The 22,127-nt window shown below is 63.9% G+C and carries 19 protein-coding genes and 1 pseudogene; 12 read left to right on the top strand and 8 right to left on the bottom strand.

Annotation, left to right across the window (positions count from 1 at the left end):
* The first annotated feature begins 20 nt into the window (after positions 1-20).
* From ACUN9V_RS13365 to ACUN9V_RS13380, 4 genes are all read left to right on the top strand, one after another.
* Positions 21-482 (top strand): hypothetical protein, encoded by a 462-nt coding sequence (locus tag ACUN9V_RS13365; RefSeq protein WP_342596069.1) that lies wholly within the window; start codon positions 21-23, stop codon positions 480-482.
* Positions 479-1,975, top strand: coding sequence for a terminase large subunit (locus ACUN9V_RS13370; RefSeq protein ID WP_445511746.1), 1,497 nt, complete (start codon positions 479-481; stop codon positions 1,973-1,975). The genes ACUN9V_RS13365 and ACUN9V_RS13370 overlap by 4 nt, the downstream gene beginning before the upstream one ends.
* Entirely contained in the window at positions 1,972-2,253 is a 282-nt protein-coding gene (locus ACUN9V_RS13375) for a head-tail connector protein (protein WP_342596067.1), read from the top strand. The genes ACUN9V_RS13370 and ACUN9V_RS13375 overlap by 4 nt, the downstream gene beginning before the upstream one ends.
* Before the next feature lie 367 nt (positions 2,254-2,620).
* On the top strand, positions 2,621-3,256 hold the full coding sequence (locus ACUN9V_RS13380; RefSeq protein WP_342596066.1) for a hypothetical protein: 636 nt from the start codon (positions 2,621-2,623) through the stop codon (positions 3,254-3,256).
* 292 nt (positions 3,257-3,548) lie between these two features.
* Here the strand turns inward: ACUN9V_RS13380 and ACUN9V_RS13385 are convergent, their stop codons facing one another.
* Both ACUN9V_RS13385 and ACUN9V_RS13390 read right to left on the bottom strand, forming a co-directional pair.
* Positions 3,549-3,740: a hypothetical protein gene (locus ACUN9V_RS13385; protein ID WP_110693148.1), complete on the bottom strand. Its 192-nt coding sequence runs from the start codon at positions 3,738-3,740 to the stop codon at positions 3,549-3,551.
* A 38-nt stretch (positions 3,741-3,778) separates the two neighbouring features.
* Positions 3,779-5,566: an alginate O-acetyltransferase AlgX-related protein gene (locus tag ACUN9V_RS13390; protein ID WP_445511747.1), complete on the bottom strand. Its 1,788-nt coding sequence runs from the start codon at positions 5,564-5,566 to the stop codon at positions 3,779-3,781.
* 517 nt (positions 5,567-6,083) lie between these two features.
* On the opposite strand from ACUN9V_RS13390, the gene ACUN9V_RS13395 reads away from it, so the two are divergent.
* The gene (locus ACUN9V_RS13395) at positions 6,084-8,573 is read left to right on the top strand and encodes a mechanosensitive ion channel domain-containing protein (protein ID WP_445511748.1); all 2,490 of its coding nucleotides are present in this window, start codon (positions 6,084-6,086) and stop codon (positions 8,571-8,573) included.
* Between the two features lie 40 nt (positions 8,574-8,613).
* On the opposite strand, the gene ACUN9V_RS13400 is transcribed toward ACUN9V_RS13395, so the two are convergent.
* The 5 genes from ACUN9V_RS13400 to hemC form a co-directional block, all read right to left on the bottom strand.
* Positions 8,614-9,564, bottom strand: coding sequence for an ROK family protein (locus ACUN9V_RS13400; protein WP_445511749.1), 951 nt, complete (start codon positions 9,562-9,564; stop codon positions 8,614-8,616).
* Positions 9,565-9,657: 93 nt separating this feature from the next.
* Positions 9,658-10,881, bottom strand: a complete 1,224-nt coding sequence (locus tag ACUN9V_RS13405) for a heme biosynthesis HemY N-terminal domain-containing protein (protein WP_110693152.1) — start codon at positions 10,879-10,881, stop codon at positions 9,658-9,660.
* Positions 10,878-12,698 carry a uroporphyrinogen-III C-methyltransferase gene (locus tag ACUN9V_RS13410; protein WP_445511750.1) on the bottom strand — a complete coding sequence of 607 codons (1,821 nt, stop codon included), beginning with the start codon at positions 12,696-12,698 and terminating at the stop codon, positions 10,878-10,880. Before ACUN9V_RS13410 ends, ACUN9V_RS13405 begins: the two co-directional genes overlap by 4 nt.
* Positions 12,699-12,704: 6 nt before the next feature.
* The gene (locus ACUN9V_RS13415; RefSeq protein WP_445511751.1) at positions 12,705-13,493 is read right to left on the bottom strand and encodes a uroporphyrinogen-III synthase; all 789 of its coding nucleotides are present in this window, start codon (positions 13,491-13,493) and stop codon (positions 12,705-12,707) included.
* The gene (gene hemC / locus ACUN9V_RS13420) at positions 13,493-14,443 is read right to left on the bottom strand and encodes a hydroxymethylbilane synthase (protein ID WP_075560471.1); all 951 of its coding nucleotides are present in this window, start codon (positions 14,441-14,443) and stop codon (positions 13,493-13,495) included. The genes ACUN9V_RS13415 and hemC overlap by 1 nt, the downstream gene beginning before the upstream one ends.
* Before the next feature lie 341 nt (positions 14,444-14,784).
* On the opposite strand from hemC, the gene argH reads away from it, so the two are divergent.
* The 7 genes and pseudogenes from argH to ACUN9V_RS13455 all read left to right on the top strand — a co-directional run bounded on the left by argH (position 14,785) and on the right by ACUN9V_RS13455 (position 21,064).
* On the top strand, positions 14,785-16,197 hold the full coding sequence (gene argH, locus ACUN9V_RS13425) for an argininosuccinate lyase (RefSeq protein WP_075560470.1): 1,413 nt from the start codon (positions 14,785-14,787) through the stop codon (positions 16,195-16,197).
* A pseudogene (gene lptM, locus ACUN9V_RS13430) lies at positions 16,187-16,303 on the top strand (LPS translocon maturation chaperone LptM); the annotation flags it as partial. The gene argH and the pseudogene lptM, both read left to right, overlap by 11 nt.
* 167 nt (positions 16,304-16,470) lie before the next feature.
* The gene (gene lysA, locus ACUN9V_RS13435) at positions 16,471-17,775 is read left to right on the top strand and encodes a diaminopimelate decarboxylase (RefSeq protein ID WP_445511752.1); all 1,305 of its coding nucleotides are present in this window, start codon (positions 16,471-16,473) and stop codon (positions 17,773-17,775) included.
* Positions 17,775-18,608 (top strand): diaminopimelate epimerase, encoded by an 834-nt coding sequence (gene dapF, locus ACUN9V_RS13440; RefSeq protein WP_445511753.1) that lies wholly within the window; start codon positions 17,775-17,777, stop codon positions 18,606-18,608. The genes lysA and dapF overlap by 1 nt, the downstream gene beginning before the upstream one ends.
* A 71-nt stretch (positions 18,609-18,679) precedes the next feature.
* Positions 18,680-19,420 carry a DUF484 family protein gene (locus tag ACUN9V_RS13445; RefSeq protein ID WP_445511754.1) on the top strand — a complete coding sequence of 247 codons (741 nt, stop codon included), beginning with the start codon at positions 18,680-18,682 and terminating at the stop codon, positions 19,418-19,420.
* A complete protein-coding gene (locus tag ACUN9V_RS13450) occupies positions 19,404-20,318 on the top strand; it encodes a tyrosine recombinase XerC (protein WP_439303001.1) in 915 nt (304 codons plus the stop codon). The genes ACUN9V_RS13445 and ACUN9V_RS13450 overlap by 17 nt, the downstream gene beginning before the upstream one ends.
* A gap of 11 nt (positions 20,319-20,329) precedes the next feature.
* Positions 20,330-21,064 (top strand): HAD family hydrolase, encoded by a 735-nt coding sequence (locus ACUN9V_RS13455; protein ID WP_075560464.1) that lies wholly within the window; start codon positions 20,330-20,332, stop codon positions 21,062-21,064.
* A gap of 338 nt (positions 21,065-21,402) precedes the next feature.
* Here ACUN9V_RS13455 and yihA read toward each other — a convergent pair whose 3' ends face one another.
* Positions 21,403-22,023: a ribosome biogenesis GTP-binding protein YihA/YsxC gene (gene yihA, locus ACUN9V_RS13460; protein ID WP_110693161.1), complete on the bottom strand. Its 621-nt coding sequence runs from the start codon at positions 22,021-22,023 to the stop codon at positions 21,403-21,405.
* Between the last annotated feature and the right edge of the window lie 104 nt (positions 22,024-22,127).

Raw genomic sequence — 22,127 nt, forward strand, 5'->3', positions numbered from 1 at the left:
CGCTTTTATCGGTAACTGCCATGAAATCCACGCCACGCCGCCATCGATCCGACAGCGCTAAGGCCGCTGTGACGGCTGCCCAGGCCGCGTCTATGGGGCCGATCGAGCCGCCGGCATTCGTGCGCGTGCGCGACCGTGACCGCCCGGCGTGGGACGCCATCGTGACCGCTCGAGCGCGTGACACGTGGACCGAAGCCGACCTGATGCTGGCCGGGCAACTGGCCCGCGCCTATGGCGATATCGCCGAGCTGGAGGCCTACATCGACGAGAACGGCATGATTCTAGGCGATCAAATCAACCCGGCCTGCACACTGCTGGACAAGGTGAGCCGGCGAGCATTGGCAATGGCCCGCCAACTCAAGGTCGATACGATCAGCGTGGTGGGCAAGTCGCAGGACATCCATAAGGGCGCAGCACTCGAGCGTGGCGCCCGCCAGGGTATCGACGATGACGACGACCTAATTCCGAGGGCGCTGCAATGACTCGCGCCGATCGCGTGATTCGCTTCATCGAGCGCTACTGCGTCACGCCTGAAGGTGCCGGCGTTGGCAAGCCGATGGTGCTGGCGGACTTCCAGCAGCGGTTTATCCGCGACATCTACGACAACCCGGCCGGCACGCGGCGCGCGATCCTGTCGGTGGGCCGCAAAAACGGCAAGACCGGGCTGATCGCCGCCTTGCTACTGGCCCACCTGGTGGGGCCCGAGGCGAAGCAGAATAGCCAGCTCGTCTCCGGCGCGCTGAGCCGCGATCAGGCGGCGCTGGTGTTCAACCTGTCGTCGAAGATGGTGCAGCAGTCGCCCGAGCTATCCCGCATCGTGAGGATCGTGCCCAGTGGCAAGCGCCTCATCGGGCTGACGATGAATACCGAGTTCAAGGCGCTGGCGGCCGATGGCAAGACGGCGCACGGCTTGTCGCCGGTGCTGGCCATCCTCGACGAGGTGGGCCAGGTGCGCGGGCCACAGTCCGACTTCGTGGACGCGATCACGACCAGCCAAGGCGCCCACGAGAGCCCGCTACTGATCACGATCAGCACGCAGGCAGCGAACGATGCCGACCTGCTGAGCCAATGGATCGACGACGCCCTGCGCTCGAAAGACCCGCGCACGGTTTGCCGACTCTACGCCGCGCCCGAAGGCTGCGACCTGATGGACGAGGAGGCGTGGAAGGCTGCCAATCCAGCGCTTGGCATCTTCCGCAGTCAGGACGATATGCGCGAGCAGATGGCGCAGGCCGAGCGGATGCCGAGCATGTCGAACACCGCCCGTAACCTACTGCTGAATCAGCGCGTGAGCCTGGATAGCCCGTTCATCAGCCCGGACGTATGGGCTGGCTGCGCCGAGACACCCGAGCCATTCGATGGCCCGGTCTATGGCGGGCTAGACCTGTCGGCCCGAACCGACCTCACCGCGCTGGTGCTGGTGGGCAAGGTCGGCGGCGTGTGGCAGGTGCGCCCGTACTTCTGGACGCCAGAGCAGGGGCTATTCGACCGCGCCAAGGCAGACCGGGCGCCCTATGACGTGTGGGCGCGTTCAGGGCTGCTTCGTACCACGCCCGGTGCCACCGTGGACTATGAGGCAGTGGCCGCCGAGCTGGCGGACATTCTGCAGGACGTGGATCTGCACGCGCTGGCCTTCGACCGCTGGCGAATCGACATCTTCCGTAAGGAGCTCGACCGGCTTGGTATCGAGCTCCCGCTGGTACCGCACGGCCAAGGCTTCCGAGATATGGCGCCGGCACTTGATGCGCTCGAGGCCGAGCTGTTGAACGGTCGCATTGCCCACGGCAATCACCCGGTGCTGACGATGTGCGCGGCCAACGCCGTCGCCGTCACCGATCCGGCCGGCGCTCGCAAGCTGGACAAGTCGCGGCGAACCGGGCGCATCGACGGCATTCAGGCGCTGGCGATGGCAATGGGCGCCGCCCAGGGGGCTGAGGAGCCCGCCGATATCGAAACTGAGGTGTATTTCATATGACGACCGTCACGCTGCAGGAAGCAAAGGACCATCTCCGAATCCCCGAGGACTACGACGACGCCTACATTACCGGGCTGCTGGCGGCCGCTGAGGGCCACGTAGCCGGCTACCTTGGCGATGACCTGCCCGAGCCAATGCCGGCGCCCGTGCGCGCCGCCGTCCTTCTGCTGGTCGGCGACCTGTACGAGCATCGCGAGCGGCAGAATGACCGGGCGCTGTACGAGAACGCCACGTTTCATCTGCTGCTGAACCCCTACCGATCGCACGAGGTGCTGTGATGCCGGATATCAGAATAGTCGCCCGCCCCAATCCCCTGCGAGCTGACACCGTAGAGGCCTACGTCTCCGAAGGCGAGACCGTGAACCGGATCATTCCCAATGTCGTCGAGTCGGTAAGTGTCCAGTGGAATGGGCAACCGTTTCCACGTTGTCGCTGGGATGAACCACTGAGCGGGGGCGAGCTGACGATCGTGAGCACGCCGCGGGACGACAGCATCACTTCCGCAGTGCTTCAGATAGGCATGGCGGCAGCAGCAGCATACGCAGCTTCTCTAGTGCCAGGCTCATACGGGCTTTGGGCAAAAGTCGCTGTGGGCGCCGCCACACCAATTTGCGGCCGGCTGAACATCGGGCAGAGGTCTGCACCATGACCACGCTTAACCTCACGATTACAGCAGAGCGCGCCTGGATGTCTCAAGATCACGCGTTAGCGTCGACGTCCAAGGAACTCCCCGAGTCAGTGGAGAAGCTGCACTTATGCCACGACAGGAAGATGGTTGTCGGCGCCGCCGGCTCCTTCCTGCACGCAATGCTTTGGAGGGCTCGCCTTGCAGCCATGCCCGAAGGTGATATCAGTGAAGTTGCCCAATGGGCGCCTGACGCTTTGCGCGAGATCGTGAAGATACCCGTCGCAACGGATGTGGCCGATCTCATCGTCATTCACGCGGGGTGGAGCTCGTCAGAGGGCAGAGTGATTGCCTTCATCTATCAACGCGCCAATGACTTCGCCCCCCTCCGAGTCGATCAAGGGCATACCTATACGCCTTCCGAACTGAGCAACGATGCCCCCGGCTACCCGCGCCTATACGAGCTATGGCCACAAGCTGCAGAAGGGCGGAGGGTCAAAGAGTTTCACGCCGCGCTACTTGAGAACCAGCGGTTTAGTTCGGCGGCTGGCCGACTTCTCAACGACACAAACATCTCGGAGTCCTTTTCCATTGTGGCGATCGATCATGTAGGCATACACGCGGTGGAAGGGTGCGATTTGAAATCGCGCCCTTGAGGGTACGCACACTGTGCGCCCCCTATTTGGCGCCCGTATCTCTTACACGGTGGCAAAGGGTGGGTTGTTTCGCCCCATCCTTACATACCTCCCTCGACGGGGGCATATCTGGGGGCACACCGGATCACGCATTATGAAAAATGCTTTATTAACTGATGCATAGACGAGCTTTTCAGTGGACCCCGCCTCCACCAAACATGAAAAAGCACCCGATCGGGTGCTTTTTTTGTGTCTGTACCGCGAGCGACTCAGGCCAAGCATGACCTTCGCGCGATGGCCTCTACTCGCTGTCTCAGGCCACCGCAGCCATGGCAGATTTTCGATGCTGGGCAGACATGACCCGCTCCAGGTCGTTGCCCTTGCACTTGAAGGCGGAGCAATCGGCGCAGCGAATGTCTTCAGATGCCTCGCTCAGTGTCGGCAGCAGGAATCGCCCGCCACCGCAGACGTTGCAACGTAGATCCAGCGTGACTTTCAGCATCATCTCTTCCTCCACTGACGGCTATGCGTGCAGCGATATCATCAGGTCGATAGAGCTTCACTCGGCGCCAGCAGTGCCGTCATGAAGCTGTGATAAGGCTCGCAGGGCGCGTAACGATTCATCCGCTCCAGCAGCTTGATTCTCTCGGACGCCGATATGCCCCGCAGGGCACCGTCGAGATTGGCATCATCCAGGGTCTCGAGAATCCGGCCCGGCGTTGCCAGGTAGCGCTCGTTGGTCTGCAGAATCACGTAATCTGCGGCCTCGTGATCGACGATCTCCTGCACATAACTGCCCGGCAGATTGATCACGACGACTCGCTGGAATATGTGCGCGAACAGCAGCGCGAACCCGCCGGCATTCGAGGAAGAGCCGCCGAAGATCAGCAGCGTGCGGGTATACCGCGGCCGGGAGTTCTTGAAGATCGTGATGTTACCGGTGCCAGGCAGGTGGTTGGAAAAACGGCAGGCGACCCCGCTTTTCTCCTGAAAGACGGCGGCGGTCGATAGCGACTTGGCGGGAGGATCGATCTTGGACCCGAGATCGCCGACCAGCTCGCGCTGCTCGAAATCGTAGAGCGAGTCGAAATCGTCATCGAGGCCGAAGTATCGCATGCAGGCCACGAACGCGAGATAGGCGCCACGCCCACTCCAATGGGTATCCGTTTGATAGTAACTGTCCGATACGGCCTGCATCGCCGCGACGGGGTTGGCGTAATCGACTTCCGCCTGTTGCAGAATGGCCGACACCTGCTCGGTGGTCGTGATATCGGCCTTCTCGAACGGATAATATTCCGGCCGGACCTTTTCCTTGGAATTGGCGATCAGGAACAACAGAGAGCGCTGTTGTTGCAGTGGCGCGAGCTCTGCACTGAAACGGTGCCACTGATGAGTCTCGTCGTCCGTCAGTAGCCGCTTGCCGGTGAACTGATCGATACTCGCGTTGGTGTCGTTGGCCAGAAAAAGCCACCCTTCACGGCCCTCGATGACTTCCATGACCGGGGCCAGAGAAAAGCGCAGGCATTCATAGGCCTTGCCGCCCTCGAGCCTGACGCCGAGCGTCAGACCGCGAGAGAGATCGAAAGTGTGCTCGAACATCCAGCCCGCTTCCTGATAGGGCGCGCTCGGTTCGACTGCGGTAAGCCCGAGGGTGTCGGTCCCTGCATGAGTCGAGGCGATCAGTTCCGGCCGCTGATCCTGGCGAGCGTCGACCCAACCGCGGATTCGATAGTGGCGGAATGACTCGAGGTTCGTAATCTGTTTCTGGCCCTCGTCGACCTCCCAGCGTATCGCGATCGGCGCCGCCAGTTTGTGCGCCGCCAGTTGAAACTTCTTCGCTTTGTGGCTGGCAATGACGTTCTTGAGATCGGCGAGGGTCGTGTTCCCAGGCTGCTTCTCGAGTGCCAGATTCACCACACGAAGCGCCTCAGCGAACTGTTCGGCCGCCAGCAGGGCGCGCGCCTGGCGCAGGTAGATCTGCGGAGGGAATGCCTCGTCACGATCAATGATCGACTGCCACCTTTCGATGGCCGCCGGCCAGTCCTTTCTCGTCATCGCCGCTTCGGCATACGCGATCCGAAGCTTGAGCGGCGACTCGGGAGTTTTCTCCAACGCGACGGCCATCGTCATTTCCCGCTTGGCGCTATCGCCGGCGCCTTCGTAGGCCTTCAGCAACGCCGCGACGAGTTCAGGACTGTCGGCACCCGCCTGGAAGGCCGGCTCCAGCAAGGCGATGGCACCGGCAAAATCCTGCTGCGCCAGTCGATCTTCGGCCTCGACGACCAGTTCGGGGGCCTGCTCGATGCGCTCGGCAAAAGAAGATGAACTCATGGCAGCCCCTGATTGGTTGGCGGCGGTAGACAGGGAGAGAACGTTGACGGCGGCGAGGCCGCTGTCAGCCGACCGAACCGGATCGCATCGCGCCGACCTCTCGATCAATCGCCCTCTCGATTATCAGCCACTATATCCCAGCCGCCAGATGGCTAGACATCGCCCGTCGAGCATGAACTTTATCAGCGTCGTGGGGCGAGCAACGTCATCCGCCGCGGATTCATCGGTACGGTCCCGGTATCGCTTGCGGTCATCAGATAGTCATCGTGACCGTCACCTTTCGATAGGCGCCGGAGCTCTTCATCCAGCCTTGATTTTCCAACCGATAGTCCCGTTTCCGGGCGAACAGCGCGACGGTCTCGCATGTGGAAATCCCGACCAGGCCGGCTAGTCTGACAGGATCGCCATTCGTCTGGGGTTCGGAATTTCTCCCCTGCCAGAAAGTGTTACCCTAACGATGGTTAGGCTGGCAACATGCCGTCAAATCGATCCGCTCATAAAACAAGGAGGTTGGAGCTTGATAGTCCTTCGCCCCGATCGCTGGCTCTGTCGCTGGCTACTGCTGTTATTACTGGTATTTGCTGCCCCGGTGTTCGCTCAGGATAGCGGCTCCGAAGGGCAAAGTGCCAAGGATGGCCCCGCCTATTCCACCATGGCGGACCTGCTGGAAAATTCCGAATCGCGTCAGGCCCTGATCGACCAGCTGAGACAGCTGGCCTCGCAACAGGAGTCGGCTGGCGAGACTCAAGGCAGTAGCGACGCTGAAAGCCGTGATCAGGAGTCGGGCGCGGCCAACGCCGAGGGTAGCCCCGCCACGGAATCGACCGCCACTGCCGACAGCGAAGAAAGCGCCGAAATACCGGTCTCGTTTCCTCGTCGGATGGCGCAGGCCACCAGTCACATCGCGGGCGATATCGGTGGACAGTTCACCAGCATCGTCGCCATGGTCGGTGGCTTCTTCGGTAGCGGCGATGCCGCGGCCAGCAGTGGGCCTTCGTTCAGCATGAGCGACTTCGTCAGCGCCGCGATCGACCTCGCGCTGGTGATCATCGCCACGGTCGCGGCGTTCTTGATCCTGCGCCGGATCGCCAGCCCGCTATTCTCCAAATTCAGCCACTGGGCGCTGCAGGGCGAAGGACGCAGTCATTTGCTGCGAGTGATCCTGTCAGTGCTGGTGGCGGCCATCGTCGACATCATCGTCGTCGTGCTGGCCTACGTGGCCGGCAATCTGGTCGCGACGTTCCTGGTCGGCGAAAGCGGCAATCTCGATACTCGTCTGTCGTTGTTCCTCAACGCGTTCCTGCTGATCGAGCTCTTCAAATGCGCACTGCGCGTACTTTTCTCCTCGCGTCACGAAGGGCTACGTCTGGTATCGATCGAGGCCGCTCAGGCACGCTACTGCAACCGATTCCTGGCGACGCTGGCGGGCTTCGTCGGCTACGGCATGCTGGTGGTGGTTCCGATCCTCAATACCACGCTGTCGCCGGCCTTCGGCAAGGCCGTTGGTGTGCTGATCATGCTCATTGCGCTGGTCTGGTCTGTCATCGTCATCCTGAAAAATCGCGCTGGCGTGCGTGACATGATCATGACCAAGGCCGAGGCAGCTCAGATGTCGGCGTCTCGCGTGGCGCTTCGTCTGCTGGCGCGCATCTGGCATGTCATTGCCCTGCTCTACGCCGTCATGGTATTCGCCGTCACGTTGCTGCATCCCGAGACGGCACTGCCATTCGTGCTGCTGGCAACACTCAAGACCATTATCTACATCGGCATCGGCATGCTCGTTTCCGGCATCCTGACTCAGCTGATCGGGCGTCGCATCAACCTTTCCGACGAGCTTCGTCAGCGTCTGCCGATGCTGGAGTCGCGGCTCAACTCCTACATCCCGACGCTGCTCAAGATCATCCGCGCGATCATCCTGATCGCCGTGGTGATGTACACCCTGGATGCGTGGGGCGCATTCGATCTTGCTGCCTGGTACGTCAGCGATGCCGGTTCACACACCATCGCGACGGTGGTCCAGGTTCTGCTGATTCTGATAGTGGCCGCGATCGTATGGGTCGGTCTGGCCAGCCTGATCGAGAACTTCCTCAATCCGGATACCGGCGGCGGCGCGCCCACCGCACGCGCGCAGACGCTGATGAGCCTGTTCCGCAACGCGCTGGCGATCACTCTGATCATCATGACGGTGATGATCATTCTGTCTCAGATCGGCATCAATATCGGGCCGCTGATCGCCGGCGCCGGCGTACTGGGCCTGGCCATCGGTTTCGGTGCGCAGAAGCTGGTGCAGGATGTCATCACGGGGGTATTCATCCAGCTGGAAAATGCGATGAATACCGGCGATGTCGTCACGGCCGGCGGCATCACCGGCACCGCCGAACGCGTCAGCATTCGCTCGGTGGCCATCCGCGATCTCGCCGGCACCTACCACATCGTGCCCTTCTCGTCGGTTGATACCGTTTCCAACTTCATGCGTGAGTTCGGCAACCACGTGGGCGAATACGGCATCGCCTATCGCGAGAACATCGATTACGCCATCGAACAGTTGCAGGCCGCTTTCGATGACCTCCAGGCTAGCGAAGAGCATGGGCACAAACTGCTGGCGCCGATGACGGTAGCCGGGGTCGTCGCCCTCGCCGACAGCTCGGTCAACATTCGCGTGGTGATCAAGACCACCCCGGGCGATCAGTGGGGCGTCGGGCGAGCGTTCAATCGGCTGGTCAAGCTCTACTTCGACAAGGCCGGTATCGAGATTCCGTTCCCGCATACCACGCTCTACTTCGGCCAGGATCGCACCGGCTCGGCGGCGCCCGCCAATCTGCGCATCATGCAGGAGGACTTCACGATCGACGGCAGTCCCGCCGGTCAGCCGAAGGCGCATCAAACCGACGCGCCGAACGCGATCGAGGGCGAAAGCCGTTCGACGACCGAATCCCGTGCGCAAGACGAAACGCATCGCAAGCCGAATCACGATGACGTCGACGGCGATAACGGCGACGAGCGTTAAGCCGGAAGCACGATCATCAGATCCAAGCTAAACAGGCCGCCTACGGGCGGCCTTTTTCATGGCCGCCGACAACAGGATTCCCCGCCGAGGCGGCCGCACCCAGCATGGCCGCGCCGCGAACGCCGCTGGCATCGCCCAGACGAGAGCGCACGACCTCGGGTACCTCGACGCCCGCAAACAGGTGCTCGGCGATGGCGCCCGACAGGGCCTCCACGAATCGATCCATCGTCGACAGGCCGCCGCCGACGACGATCACCTGCGGCGACAGTAGCTTGACCACACTGGCCAACGCCCCGCCCACCAGATCCAGATGACAGTCGCGGGCGCGCTGCGCCGATTTCTCGCCCGCCTCCCAGGCCTGGTGCCACTGTTCGGCGGATACCGACGCGCCACCGAAATGACGATGCAATCTCACTAACCCTGGCCCGGCGATATAGGCTTCCAGGCAGGCCTCCAGGCCGCAGCCACAGGACAGCAACGGCAGATCGTAACGTTTGGCCGCCGCGGCCGGCAGTGGCAGGTGCCCCCATTCTCCGGCAAACCGCCCGCCGCCCTTGAGAAGCCGCCCCTCGACGATCGCGCCACCGCCGGCGCCGGTCCCCAGAATCGCGCCGAAGACATTCCGCTGACCTTCCGCCGCACCGCCGGGGCCGGTTTCCGAGACCACGAAACAGCGACTGTCATTTTCGATCACGAAAGCGCGATCCAGTCGTGCTGCCAGCGTCGTTTCCAGCGCCCAGGCGCGCAGCCCCGGCAGATTCGCCGCGACCAGATGGCCCTGCTCGTCGAGCACACCCGGAAAGCCCAGCCCCAGCGTACCTTGGCCGCCACAGCGATCATCCGCCTGCTGGACCAGCCGGGTCAGCATTGTCAGAAAAGCCTCGCCATCCTGCGCCGGCGTCGGCTCACGCCAGCGATCCAGACACTGCCAGTCACGGTCGTAGATCGCGATTTCGGTCTTGGTGCCACCGACATCGATGCCGTAATGCATAAACGTCCTCCTTGAGCCGGCCTGAAGCGGTCCATTACACACAAAAAAGGGCGCCCGCAGGCGCCCAGGAGAGCAATCGATCGGAGATCGGGATCAGCGCGTCATGTCGCTGGGCTGCGGCAGTGCCGGCAGCGACTTGTCGAGCAGCGTCACGCTCTGCCGGTAGTAGAGCTGGCTCTTGCTGTGATCACCGAGATTGGCATAGAGCCGGGCGAGCTCGGCACACACGACCCCACTCGGACGTTGACGCTGGCTAGCCTCGAAGTACTCCTGCGCTTTGCCCCAGTAGGCGTTGCGCAGCGACAGCCGGCCCAGCGTCAGCAGCAGATCCGGATCGTTGGGACGTTCCTGCAACCATTTCTCGGCGTAGACCAGCTGGCGTGCGGCGTCGACGTTGAGCAGCCCGTAGCGCAGCACTAGCCGCGTATCCCAATGCTCCTTGAGCGCGTTGCGTAATAGGCGCTCGGCGTCGCCTTCTTCGCCGCCCTGAATCAGCGCTTCGGCGTAGAGCCCGACCAGCTCGACATCGCTGCGCAGGCTGTCCGGCATGTCGGCCCACAACGAACGCACCCGCTGCAGATTGCCTTCCTGCAACGCGGCCTGTACCAGCAGCTCGCGATAGACCCGCTGGTCGAGCTCGCGACGCTCGTCTTCGGTGATCAGGCGGTGCTTGTCGAGACGCGGCAGCAGGCGACGCATGCCATCCCAGTCATTGACGCTGAGATAGGCCTGTTTGAGCAGCTTGAGCACCTGCGGGTGCTCCGGAAGCTGCTGTTCCAGCCTCGTCAGCGTCGCCAGGGCTTCCTCGAACTGCTGGCGATCCAGCATCAGCTGGGCCTGCACCAGCCCCACCGCCGTATCGGCGCCTTCGGTGCTGTGGTGCGCCCGCTTGAGCAGCACGTCGGCCTGCTCGTAACGACCTTGATAGTGCGCCGCCAGCGCCGCGGAGAGATAGTTGACCAGCGGCGTGCCGGAATCGTCGGCGGCCTTGGTGAGCGACTTCTCGGCTCGCTTCCAGCGACCTTCCGCCAGCGCCACCAATCCGCGAACGGTGCGTTTCATCGCCGTGCGATGACGGGTGCGGCTGTTCCAAACCTTGAGCCGGCTCACCGGCCGACGCAGACGCATTAACGCGCGCAGCAGGAAATGGAGTATCAGGAAAGCGGCCAGCAACAGGACGCAGCCGAACCAGAACGAAGTCTGGACGGAAGTGTCGCCAACACGAATGAACCAGTAGCCGGGCAGCGACTGCATCAGCTGCCCGAACAGCGCGCCGACCGCCAGACCGAAGACGATCAGCAGGATCAGCTTTCTCATGCGCCCTCTCCCTGTGCCGATTCGTCGGTCGAGCTACCGCTTTGTCCGCCGCCATTCTGCGAGCCGCCGTTACGTGCGCCTCCATTCTGCGAATCGCTGTTCTGCGAATCGCCGTTCTGTGAACCGCCAGCCTGAGAGCCGCCGTTGCCGAAGCGCTGTTCGATGAAACGCTTGAGCAGCTGCGACGATTCGCTGATGTCCGGCAGTTCCGGGCGAACCTGGTTGTCGCGAAGACTCTTGAGCTTGTCGATGGAGTTGGTCACCCCGTCGTTGTCGGTGGCGTAGTAGCCTTCGACCAGTTCCAGCGCCTTGTCGAGACTGGCCTGATACAGCTTGGGCTCCGACTTCAGCAGTGCCAGCTGCGCCTGCTCGAGCAACAACCGCACGTTCTGTCGCAGGTAGGACTCCTGCTGGGGGGTGATCAGCGCTTCGAGCGGCTGATCGTGACGACGCACGGTTACCAGATCCTTGAGCTCGCTGCCGAGCGTTGCCAACTGCTGACGCCAGCCGCCGGTCGGCTTGGCGTCGCCCTTGCCGGCGGCGATCTCTTCGATATCCTGCTTCAACGGCAGCCGGGCGAGCTGTTCCTGCTGTGCCATCAGTGCCAGATAGAGCCCGGTACGATCGATGTCCGGCACCGAATCGAGCGATGCGAGCTCGGACTGGATGGCGCGCCGAATCGGCACCAGCGCCGGGTTGTCGGCCTCGCGCAGGCGCTCGTCGGCGGCATTCAGCAGTGCCTTGGCACCCTTGACATCGCGCTCGAGCTGCAAGCGCTGGTTGGCCAGGCGCAGCAGATACTCCGCCTCGGCGTGCAGCCATTCCCGCGGGTCGGCCTGCTGCTGTTGCGCCAGCTCCTTGAGCACCTTGTCCAGCGTGTCATCGAGCTTCTGGCGATATCGATCGAACTCGCCACGCATCATTTTCAGGTTCTGCTGGCGATTCTGGTCGAGCTCGCCGACTTTCGACTCGAGCTGGTCGAGCGTGGTGCTGTTGGCGCCGACCTGGTTCAACTGGGTCTGCTGCTGCTGAATTTTCTGCCATCCCCGATAGCCGACGACAGCCACCACGATCGCCAGCACGATGACCAGAATCAAGGCCAGCAACCCCAGCTTGGCGCCGTTGCCACGCATTCCGCCGCCGGAGGCCGAGCCGCCGCCTGCCGGCGGTTGCGTTCCGCCCGCCGAGGTCGGACCGCTCGATTGGCCACGGGTGCCGTTCTTCGTGGATTTCGCGGTAGCGGACTTGCCAGCCGCGCTGGAAGCCGACGCCTTGGCACCACTCGTCGCTGCCGCGCCAGGCTTGTCACTCTTGCCGGGGTTTTCCGTCTTAAAGCTCTCTGTCTTGACGCTATCTGTCTTGTTGCCGGCGCTGTTATTGCCGGCGTTATGGTTGCCGGCGTTGTTGCTGCCATCGGACCTGGCGCTGCTCGTTTCGAGGCTATCCGCCTTGGCGCTTCCGGCTGGCCGGGAGCCGCCGACGGAACTCGTGTCGCCAGCCGTGCTGGGACTGCTAGACGCCGCCGACGTGTCGGTGGTGTCCCGGCCGGTGCGCGGTTTGCCTGTCGCGGTATCGGTGGCGGCCGGCTGAACGACGTCCGGTTTGATCGGGTTGGTCTTGGCAGGGTCCGGCGGGGTCGGGTCGGTTGTCGCGGGCGACCCGGCTGGCGACGACGGCTGGCTGTCGCCCGCGCTCGGCGTCACAGATGAGGTCGCTTTCGGATCCTGTCCGTCAGGCCCGGTCTGATCTTCCGACGCCTGCTTGCTGCCGGAAGACACTGCCGACGGCGGTTGCTGATCTTTGCTTTGCTTGCTCATCTATCGCTAGCCTTTTTCGTGATCACCCTGATCGAAGGTGGCGCCCCGTGAATCGAGCACCGCGCGAATCTCGGCGCTCAGTGCCGCCGGAGATGCACCCGACGCCACATGCGGCGAGCCGAATCCCAGCGTCCCCGCCAGTGTAGCCAACCGTTGGCTCGAAACGATTAGCGGTTGGTTCAACGCTACCTGGCCACACCATGTGACCAAATGTTGCAATATTTCCCCGCTGGTCACCACCAGCGCGGCGAAATCCCCCTCCGTCAGCCACGTCTTCGCCGGGGAGGACGGCGGGTGATATCGACGTCGGTAGAGGGCCAGCGCTTCGACCTCGGCGCCGCGCTCACGCAGGCGCTCACGCAGCAGCTCGCGACCCTCTTCACCGCGAGCCAGCAACAGCCGCTTGCCGGCCACGGCCCTGAGCGATGCCACGGCCAGCAGCGCTTCGCTGTCCTCGCCGCCGGCGCGTGACGGAATGACTGCCGGCACGCCCAGTTCAGCATGCAGCGTCTGCGCGGTGGCGTCGCCGATGGCATAGAAACGCAGGCCCTGTGGCAACTGCGGCCAGTATGACGCAATGGCTTCAGCAAGACACGTCGCCGCCTGAGGACTGACCACGATGACGCCCTGGAACTGGTCGAGATCGAGCAGCGCGGCACGCCCCGAGGCGGACAGCGCCAACGTCTCGAAGCGCAGCATATCGAGCGCGACTGGGTCGTAGCCTGCCTCGCGCAGCGCTCGCGCCAGAACGGCGCCTCGCGGGCCCGGGCGTGTCAGCAGTACGCGGCCCGGCATCAGTCGTTGCCAACGTTTCCATAAACCTCGGCCAGGATCTCGCCGGCGCCCTGCGACAGCAGGTCCTCCGCCACGCGAATCCCCAACGACTCGGGCTCCATGGCCGAGCCTCGGCTTTCGGCGCGCAACACTGTCGAGCCGTCGGGATGCCCCACCAGTCCGCGCAGCCACAGAGTATCGCCATCGTTCTCGAGCACGGCGTAGCCGCCGATCGGTACCTGGCAGCCGCCGTCGAGCCGGGTGTTGAGCGCTCGTTCGGCGCGCACTCGCGTCGCCGTGGCGGCGTGATCCAGCGGCGCCAGCAGGGTGATCAACTCCGCATCGTCATGACGACACTCGATTCCCAGCGCGCCCTGACCACAGGCCGGCAGGCTCTCCTCCGGCGTCAGCTCGGCGGTGATCCGCTCGTCGAGCGCGAGCCGCTGCAGACCGGCGGTGGCCAGGATGATCGCCTCGAAATCGCCCGCATCGAGCTTGCCCAGCCGCGTCTGCACGTTGCCGCGCAGCGGCAGCACCTCGAGGTCGGGGCGACGCGCGCTGACCTGGAGCCCGCGCCGAAGGCTGGAAGTGCCGACTCGCGCCCCCTCCGGTAGCGCATCGACACCCGCATAGTCGTTGGAGACGAAGGCATCCGTAGGCGCGCCGCTTTCCAGGATCACCGACAGCCCCAGCCCTTCGGGAAACTGCATCGGCACGTCTTTCATCGAGTGCACTGCCAGATCCGCTCGACCGTCGAGCATGGCCTCTTCGAGCTCCTTGACGAACAGTGCCTTGCCGCCGATCTTGGCCAGCGGCGTGTCGAGGATCTGATCGCCACGGGTAGACAGTGGCACCAGTTCGACGCTCAGGTTCGGGTGAAACCGTTCCAGCAGCGTCTTGACGTGTTCGGCCTGCCACAGCGCCAACGCGCTCTTGCGGGTTGCGATTCTCAATCTATTAGCGTCGAGCACGCCGTTCTCCGGGTCGAATGGTCGTCACCGGCGGCACCGCCAGCGGGTGCCTTCGATTCGTCGCCAAGTGGGTGTTCGCGTCCGCGAACCTTGGCTTACATGATAAAGCAGTCGCCGAGTGAGTAAAAATCGAGCGCAGCGATAAGGGTCGTGAGCATCGGCCAGCTTCCCCGGTACCTCTTTCATCGTCCGCTTTCCACCGTCTCTTACCTCCCCCTCTTCGCAACTCCCTCTTCACATCGCCCTATGCCAACACCGTCTCTGATACACTCGGGATAGCGCTTCATGGAGCCGTTTCGTAGACTTTTTCCATTCGCAGACCACGCAGAGCTCGATTTTCGATGACGCAGGCAACCAACCAATCCTGGGGCGGACGTTTCAGCGAACCCACTGACGCATTCGTCGCCGCCTTCACCGCTTCGATCCCGTTCGACAAGCGTCTCTATCATCACGATATTCGCGGCTCGATCGCCCATGCCACCATGCTGGCTCGGGTCGGCGTGCTGACCGACGACGAGCGTGATCGCATCATCGAGGGCCTCAACGCCATCGAAGGCGAGATCGAACGCGGCGAGGTCGAGTGGTCGATCGCGCTCGAAGACATTCATATGAACATCGAAGCGCGGCTGACCGACAAGATCGGCATTACCGGCAAGAAGCTGCATACGGGACGCTCGCGCAACGACCAGATCGCCACCGATATCCGGCTCTACCTGCGCGACGAGATCGATGCCGTGGCGGCCGAGCTCGCGCGCCTGCGCAGCGGCCTGATCGAGCTGGCCGATCGCGAAGCGGATACCATCATGCCCGGCTTTACCCATCTGCAGACGGCGCAGCCGGTCACTTTCGGTCACCATCTGCTGGCGTGGCAGGAGATGCTGACGCGCGATCACGAGCGTCTGCTCGACTGTCGCAAGCGGGTCAATGTGCTGCCACTCGGCGCCGCGGCGCTGGCCGGCACCACCTACCCCATCGATCGTCATGTCACCGCCGAGCTGCTGGGCTTCGATCGTCCGTCGGAAAACTCGCTGGATGCGGTCAGCGATCGCGACTTCGCCATCGAGTTCACCGCCTTCGCCAGCATCCTGCTGATGCACCTCTCGCGCATGAGCGAAGAGATGGTGCTGTGGGCCAGCGCCCAGTTCGATTTCGTCGACCTGCCGGATCGCTTCTGCACCGGTTCCTCGATCATGCCGCAGAAGAAGAACCCCGACGTCCCCGAGCTGGTGCGCGGCAAGACCGGGCGTGTCTATGGTCACCTGATGAGCCTGCTGACGCTGATGAAGTCACAGCCGCTGGCCTACAACAAGGATAATCAGGAAGACAAGGAACCGCTGTTCGACACTCTCGATACGGTCAAGGGCTGCCTGCGTGCGTTCGCCGACATGGCGCCGGCGCTCAAGGCCAAGCCGGAGAGCATGCTCGAAGCCGCGCGCCGCGGTTTCTCGACCGCCACCGATCTGGCCGACTACCTGGTTCGTGCCGGCGTCGCGTTCCGCGATGCCCACGAGATCGTCGGCAAGGCGGTCGCCTACGGCATCGAGCAGGGCAAGGATCTCTCCGAAATGACGCTCGAGGAACTCCAGCGCTTCTCCGAGGTGATCAATGAGGACGTTTTCGAGGTGCTGACGCTGGAAGGCTCGGTTGCCGCGCGTAACCACATCGGCGGCACCGCACCGGACCAGGTCCGCGCCGCTGCCCAGCGGGCACGCGATGCCCTCGCCACCCTGCAGGAGAGCCGTCATGTCGCGTAACGCTCCCTTCTCCGGCGCGCTGCTGGCGCTGTCGGTGCTAATCCTATCGCTGCTGGCCCTGTCCGGTTGCGGCCAGAAAGGGCCGCTCTACATGCCCGGCGACAGCGAGGCTACCAAGACCTACGACCCTCAGGGCGATTACGAGAACGAGCCGCCGGCCTCCTCGAAGCAGACACCCGGCCAAAGCGATACCGATGGACAGCGCCGACAGCCGGCACCGCCCCAGGCGAGCGCGGCCCCTGCGCCCGCCCAGCCGAGCGCCGAGGCACTACCGTGACGTTCGACGCCTTCCCCGTTCGCGACGGCGTACTCCACGCTGAAGATATCGCCCTGGATCGGCTGGCGGAGCAGTACGGCACGCCCTGCTACGTCTATTCGCGTGCCGCGCTGACCCGGCATTTCCGGGCTTACAGCGACGCCCTCGGCGATATGCCGCATCTGGTCTGCTATGCGCTCAAGGCCAACTCCAACCTGGCCGTACTGGACGTGCTCGCACGACTCGGTGCCGGTTTCGACATCGTTTCGGTGGGTGAGCTGGAGCGCGTGCTGGCGGCCGGCGGCGACCCGGCCAAGGTGGTATTTTCCGGCGTCGGCAAGCAGGCCGGCGAAATGGCCCGTGCGCTGGACGTCGGCATCAAGTGCTTCAATATAGAGTCGCGCCCGGAGCTCGAACGTCTCGAACGGGTTGCCGCCGAGCGCGGCCAGGTGGCGAACATCTCGATTCGCGTCAATCCGGACGTCGACGCCAGGACCCATCCGTACATCTCCACCGGACTCAAGGCCAACAAGTTCGGCGTGGCGGCAGAAGACGTGTTCGATCTCTACGCCTGGGCCGCCGAACGGCCGAGCCTCAAGGTCGTGGGGCTGGACTGCCACATCGGCTCGCAGCTCACCGAACTCTCGCCCTATCTCGACGCGCTCGATCGCCTGCTCACGCTGATCGATCGGCTCGCCGATCACGGTATCGCCATCGAACATCTGGACATCGGTGGCGGCCTGGGCGTGACCTATCAGGACGAACGCCCGCCGGCGGCCGGCGATTTCGTCGCCGCGGTGCGCGAGCGCCTGCAGGGCCGAGACCTGACGCTGCTGCTCGAGCCGGGCCGCTCCATCGCCGCCAACGCCGGCCTGATGCTGACCCGGGTCGAATATCTCAAGCCCGGCGAGACCAAGAACTTCGCCATCGTCGATGCCGGGATGAACGATCTGATCCGGCCGTCGCTGTATCAGGCATGGCAGCGGATCGAGCGGGTCGATACGCGCACGACTCGCGACAGCGCCCTCTACGACGTGGTGGGGCCGATCTGCGAAAGCGGCGATTTCCTCGGTCAGGAACGCCAGCTGGCGATCGCCGAAGGGGATCTGCTCGCGGTGCGCTCGGCCGGCGCCTACGGCTTCGCCATGGCATCCAACTACAACAGTCGCGGCCGCCCTGCCGAAGTCCTCGTCGACGGCGACAGGAGTCATCTGGTTCGCCAACGGGAAAGTGTCGAATCGCTGTGGGCCTTAGAGTCACGCTTACCTGAGACATCGCCTGAGACGTCGCCAAAGACATCGCGACAGCCGGAGAACAGCTGATGCTGCTGAACTTCACCAAGATGCACGGCCTGGGCAACGACTTCATGGTGGTCGATCTGATCAGCCAGCGCGCCTACCTGCGCGACGAGCAGATCCGCCAACTCGCCGACCGTCACTTCGGTATCGGTTTCGATCAGCTGCTGCTGGTGGAACCGCCGCGCAAGCCCGACATGGACTTCCGCTACCGAATCTTCAACGCCGATGGCGGCGAGGTGGAAAACTGCGGCAACGGCGCACGCTGCTTCGCCCGCTTCGTGATCGATCAGCGTCTCACCCACAAGCGGGAGTTCCAGGTCGAGACCCTGGGCGGCCCGTTGACGCTGAAGGTGGACGCCGATGGCCGAGTGCGGGTCGACATGGGGGCGCCACGCTTCACGCCCGCCGAGATTCCGTTCGTCGCCGAGCGCGACGAGCCGGTGCACCACCTCGAGATCGACGGCCGCAGCATCGCTTTCAGCGTGGCGTCGATGGGCAATCCCCATGCGGTGATCGACGTCGATGACGTCGACAGCGCGCCGGTGGGCGAACTCGGGCCAAAATTGCAGCAGCACCCGAGCTTTCCGCGCCAGGCCAACGTCGGCTTCATGCAGATCGACTCCGAACACGCCGTTCGCCTGCGCGTTTTCGAGCGTGGCGTCGGCGAGACGCTGGCCTGCGGTACCGGTGCCTGCGCCGCGGTCGCCTGCGGCATTCGCCGGGGGCTGCTGAAGAGCCCGGTCGACGTGGAGCTGCGCGGCGGTCGCCTGACTCTGGCCTGGGAAGGCGGAGCGGCGCCGATGTTCATGACCGGCCCCGCCGAACGTGTGTTCGAGGGACGCGTCGCCCTGAATTAACAAGCGCCTTGAAACTAAAAAGATGCGGCAAAAAGACCGCTCTATCGGTAGGGATTACAGGAGAACAACGCATGTCACGCGCCCAGCTCCCCGAGCCTCGCCAGACACTCGATCCCGACCGGGTCGCCGAGTGGCTGGCGCAGCACACCGACTTCTTCGTCGGTCGAGAGGGACTTCTGCAACAACTCAAGGTGCCTCACCCCAACATCCCCGGCGCGGTCTCGCTGCTGGAGCGGCTGGTGGTGGATCTTCGTTCCCGCGCCGAAGATGCGGAGTGGCGTCTCGAGAATCTGCTCGAGTCGGCGCGCTACAACGAAGCCCAGTATCGACGGACCCGTGAGCTGGTTCTCGGTCTGATCGAGGCTGAAAATGCCGACGCCCTGGCAGAAGCCCTGTCGACCCAACTGGCCGAGCGCTTTCGCACCCAGGCTATCGGCCTGTGGCTGGAGACGCCGCCGGAGTGCCACGCCACGCCGCGCAATGCCAACGCCTGGCAACCACCGCGATTCGTCCTGACCGACGACGCGCGCCAGCGCCTCGAACGGCTGCTCAGCCAACAGACCAGCTGCTGCACCACCCTGGAACGCGAGGACTGGCAAGCGCTGCTGCCACACTGCAGCGCGCCCCAGACGTCGGGATCCTGCGCCATCACCCGGCTGACCCAGGGGGAGTCGATGGGCTTCCTGCTATTGGCCAGTCACGATGGCGAGCATTTCCGAGCCACGCTGGATACGCTGTTCACGGAGTATCTGGGCGAAGTCGTCAGCCGTCTGCTGCGGCGCACCGAGGTCGCCAGTGCAGGCCGCGCTTGATGCCTTTCTGAAGCGGCTGGCGCAGCGCGCCAGCCCGGCGACGGTGGACGCCTACCGACGCGATATCGGCGGGCTGATCGGCTACCTCGAAACGCAGGACGTGCATAGCTGGCGCGAACTCGATGTCGCGCTGCTGCGGCGTTACCTGGCCCACGAGCGAACTCGCGGCATGGCGCCGAGAACCCTGGCCAGACGCCGCGCCGCACTGTCGCGTTTCGCCGATGAGCTGGTCAACCGGGGTGAACTCGAACACAACCCGGTGCAGCTGACCCAGGCGCCACGTCAGCCGCGCCACTTGCCCAGTCCGGTGGATGTCGATCTGCTCGGCCACTTTCTCGATACGCCCCACGACGGCGATCCGCTCGATTTCCGCGATCAGGCCATGCTGGAACTCTTCTACTCCTGCGGCCTGCGCCTGGCGGAACTGGCGGCACTCGATCTTGCCAGCCTCGACCAACGCCACGTGCGCGTCGTGGGCAAGGGCGGCAAGCCTCGCCAGGTGCCGCTGGGCAGTCGCGCCAGCCAAGCCATCCAGAGCTGGCTCGGATTTCGCAGCACCCTGGCGGGAGACGGCGAAACGGCCCTGTTCGTGGCCCAGCATGGCGGGCGCCTCGGGCATCGATCGATCCAGAGCCGGCTGGCCGATACGGCCCGCAAGCGCGGCCTGCCGGAGCACCTTCACCCGCACCGCCTGCGCCACTCCTTCGCCAGCCATCTGCTGGAATCGAGCCAGGATCTGCGCGCGGTGCAGGAGCTGCTGGGCCATGCCAATCTGTCGACCACGCAGATCTACACCCGCCTGGACTGGCAGCAGCTCGCCGAGGTCTACGATCAGGCTCATCCCCGCGCGCGACGCAAGCCGGCTTCGCCCGCCAACGAGAGTTCCGACAAACCCTAGGACCATCCGCCATGCCGCTGGACGCCATCACCTTCGATCTCGACGACACCCTGTGGCACAACGGCCCGGTCATGGCCCATGCCGAGCCGGCGCACTATCAGTGGCTCGTCGAACAGATCGACGCCCATCGCGGCCCCACGGCGACACCGCTGGCCGAAGCCTTCCCGCTGGAAGCCTATCAATCCATTCGCGCCTCGTTGATGCAACGCTTCCCGTTGAGTCGGGGCGATCACAGCTGGATTCGCGAACGCGCCATGATCGAGCTGCTGACCGAGCATGGCCTGTCCCCGGCCGAAGCGGCGCAGTGGGCGGCAGCCGGCTTCGAGCAGTTCATGGCCCTGCGCCACGACGTCGCGCTCTATCCCGAAGTCGTCCCCATGTTCGATGCTTGGGCCCGGCGCTATCGACTCGGCGTCATCACCAACGGCAACGTCGACGTGCGGCGCCTGTCGCTGGATCATCACTTCGACGTGATCATTCTCGCGGGTGAAATGCACGCCTCGAAGCCGGACCCGCGCCCCTTCCTGTCCGCCGTGGCGCAGCTCGGCACCCAGCCCTATCGCGCCCTGCACGTCGGTGACAATTGGGAAGAGGACGTTCTCGCCGCGCAACGACTCGGCATGCATGCCGTCTGGATCGACGCCAAGAACGAAGGCGAGCGCGAGCTGCCGCCGCGAGTGCATCGCGTGACGCATGTGCGAGAGCTGCCGGAGATCGTCGCTAAGCTGGATCGACAGGACGTCTGAGCCACATCGGGGTCATGATTACCGCCCTGCGACCGACTCGGCCTCGAATTTGCCATCTTTCGACGCCTATTCAGGACGGCGCGGCCTGCTGAATCGATGAGCCGGGGCTTGCATCATGGATGATGCAAGAGGCGCGTTGGGCAGGATGCCCTTTTGCGCCGACCCGAGCTCAGCGATGACGCAGGCAGGTTTTAAGGGGAGTGTGAGGGGCCTGCCCCTCACGATAACGAGCGGAACGGTCGACAGAATGGCTTCAGTGGATAGCGGGTGAAACTCGAATAAGTCTTTCGGGGAAGCATCCCGCATTCGCCGCCAGGCAGATGCTGGATCGAATTCGATCAGTCCGCCGTCATCCACCGATCCATCACACCGTAAGCCTGATCGAGGCCCTGGCGCTTCAGCGACGAGAAGAGCTGCACGCTGACCAGGTCTTCCCATTCGGCCAGGCGCTGCCTGACCTGCTGCAATGAGGCCTTGGCCGGGCCCTGCTTCAACTTGTCGGCCTTGGTCAGCAGAATGTGGACCGGTAGCTTGCGGTCGTCCGCCATTTCGAGCAGTTGGATATCGAACTCGCTGAGTGGATGGCGCACGTCCATCAGCAGGATCAAGCCGGCCAGCGAACGGCGGTTATGCAGGTAATCGGCGAGATGGGCCTGCCACTCCTTCTTCATCGCTTCCGGGACCTTGGCGTAGCCGTAACCCGGTAGATCGACGAGCCTGAGCTGATCGTCGCTCTGCAGCGTGAAGAAGTTGATCAACTGCGTGCGCCCCGGCGTCTTCGAGGTTCGCGCCAGAGCCCGCTGCTGGGTCAGCGCATTGATGGCGCTCGACTTGCCCGCATTGGAACGTCCGGCGAAAGCGACCTCGACTCCCCGATCGAACGGGCATTTGGCCAGCGTCGGCGCGCTGATCTGAAAGGTCGCCGTCTGGTAGTTGAGGCGCGCGGGGGTGGCAGTCATGGCAAGCTCGATCATCGTGGACGGTAACGCCGCGCAGTGTAGCACGCGTGCTCTCCAGCGGATGAGCGCTGACGTCGAGTCGCGCTCCCGCAGACGAGCGCCCG

This window comes from Salinicola sp. V024 (assembly GCF_052645315.1).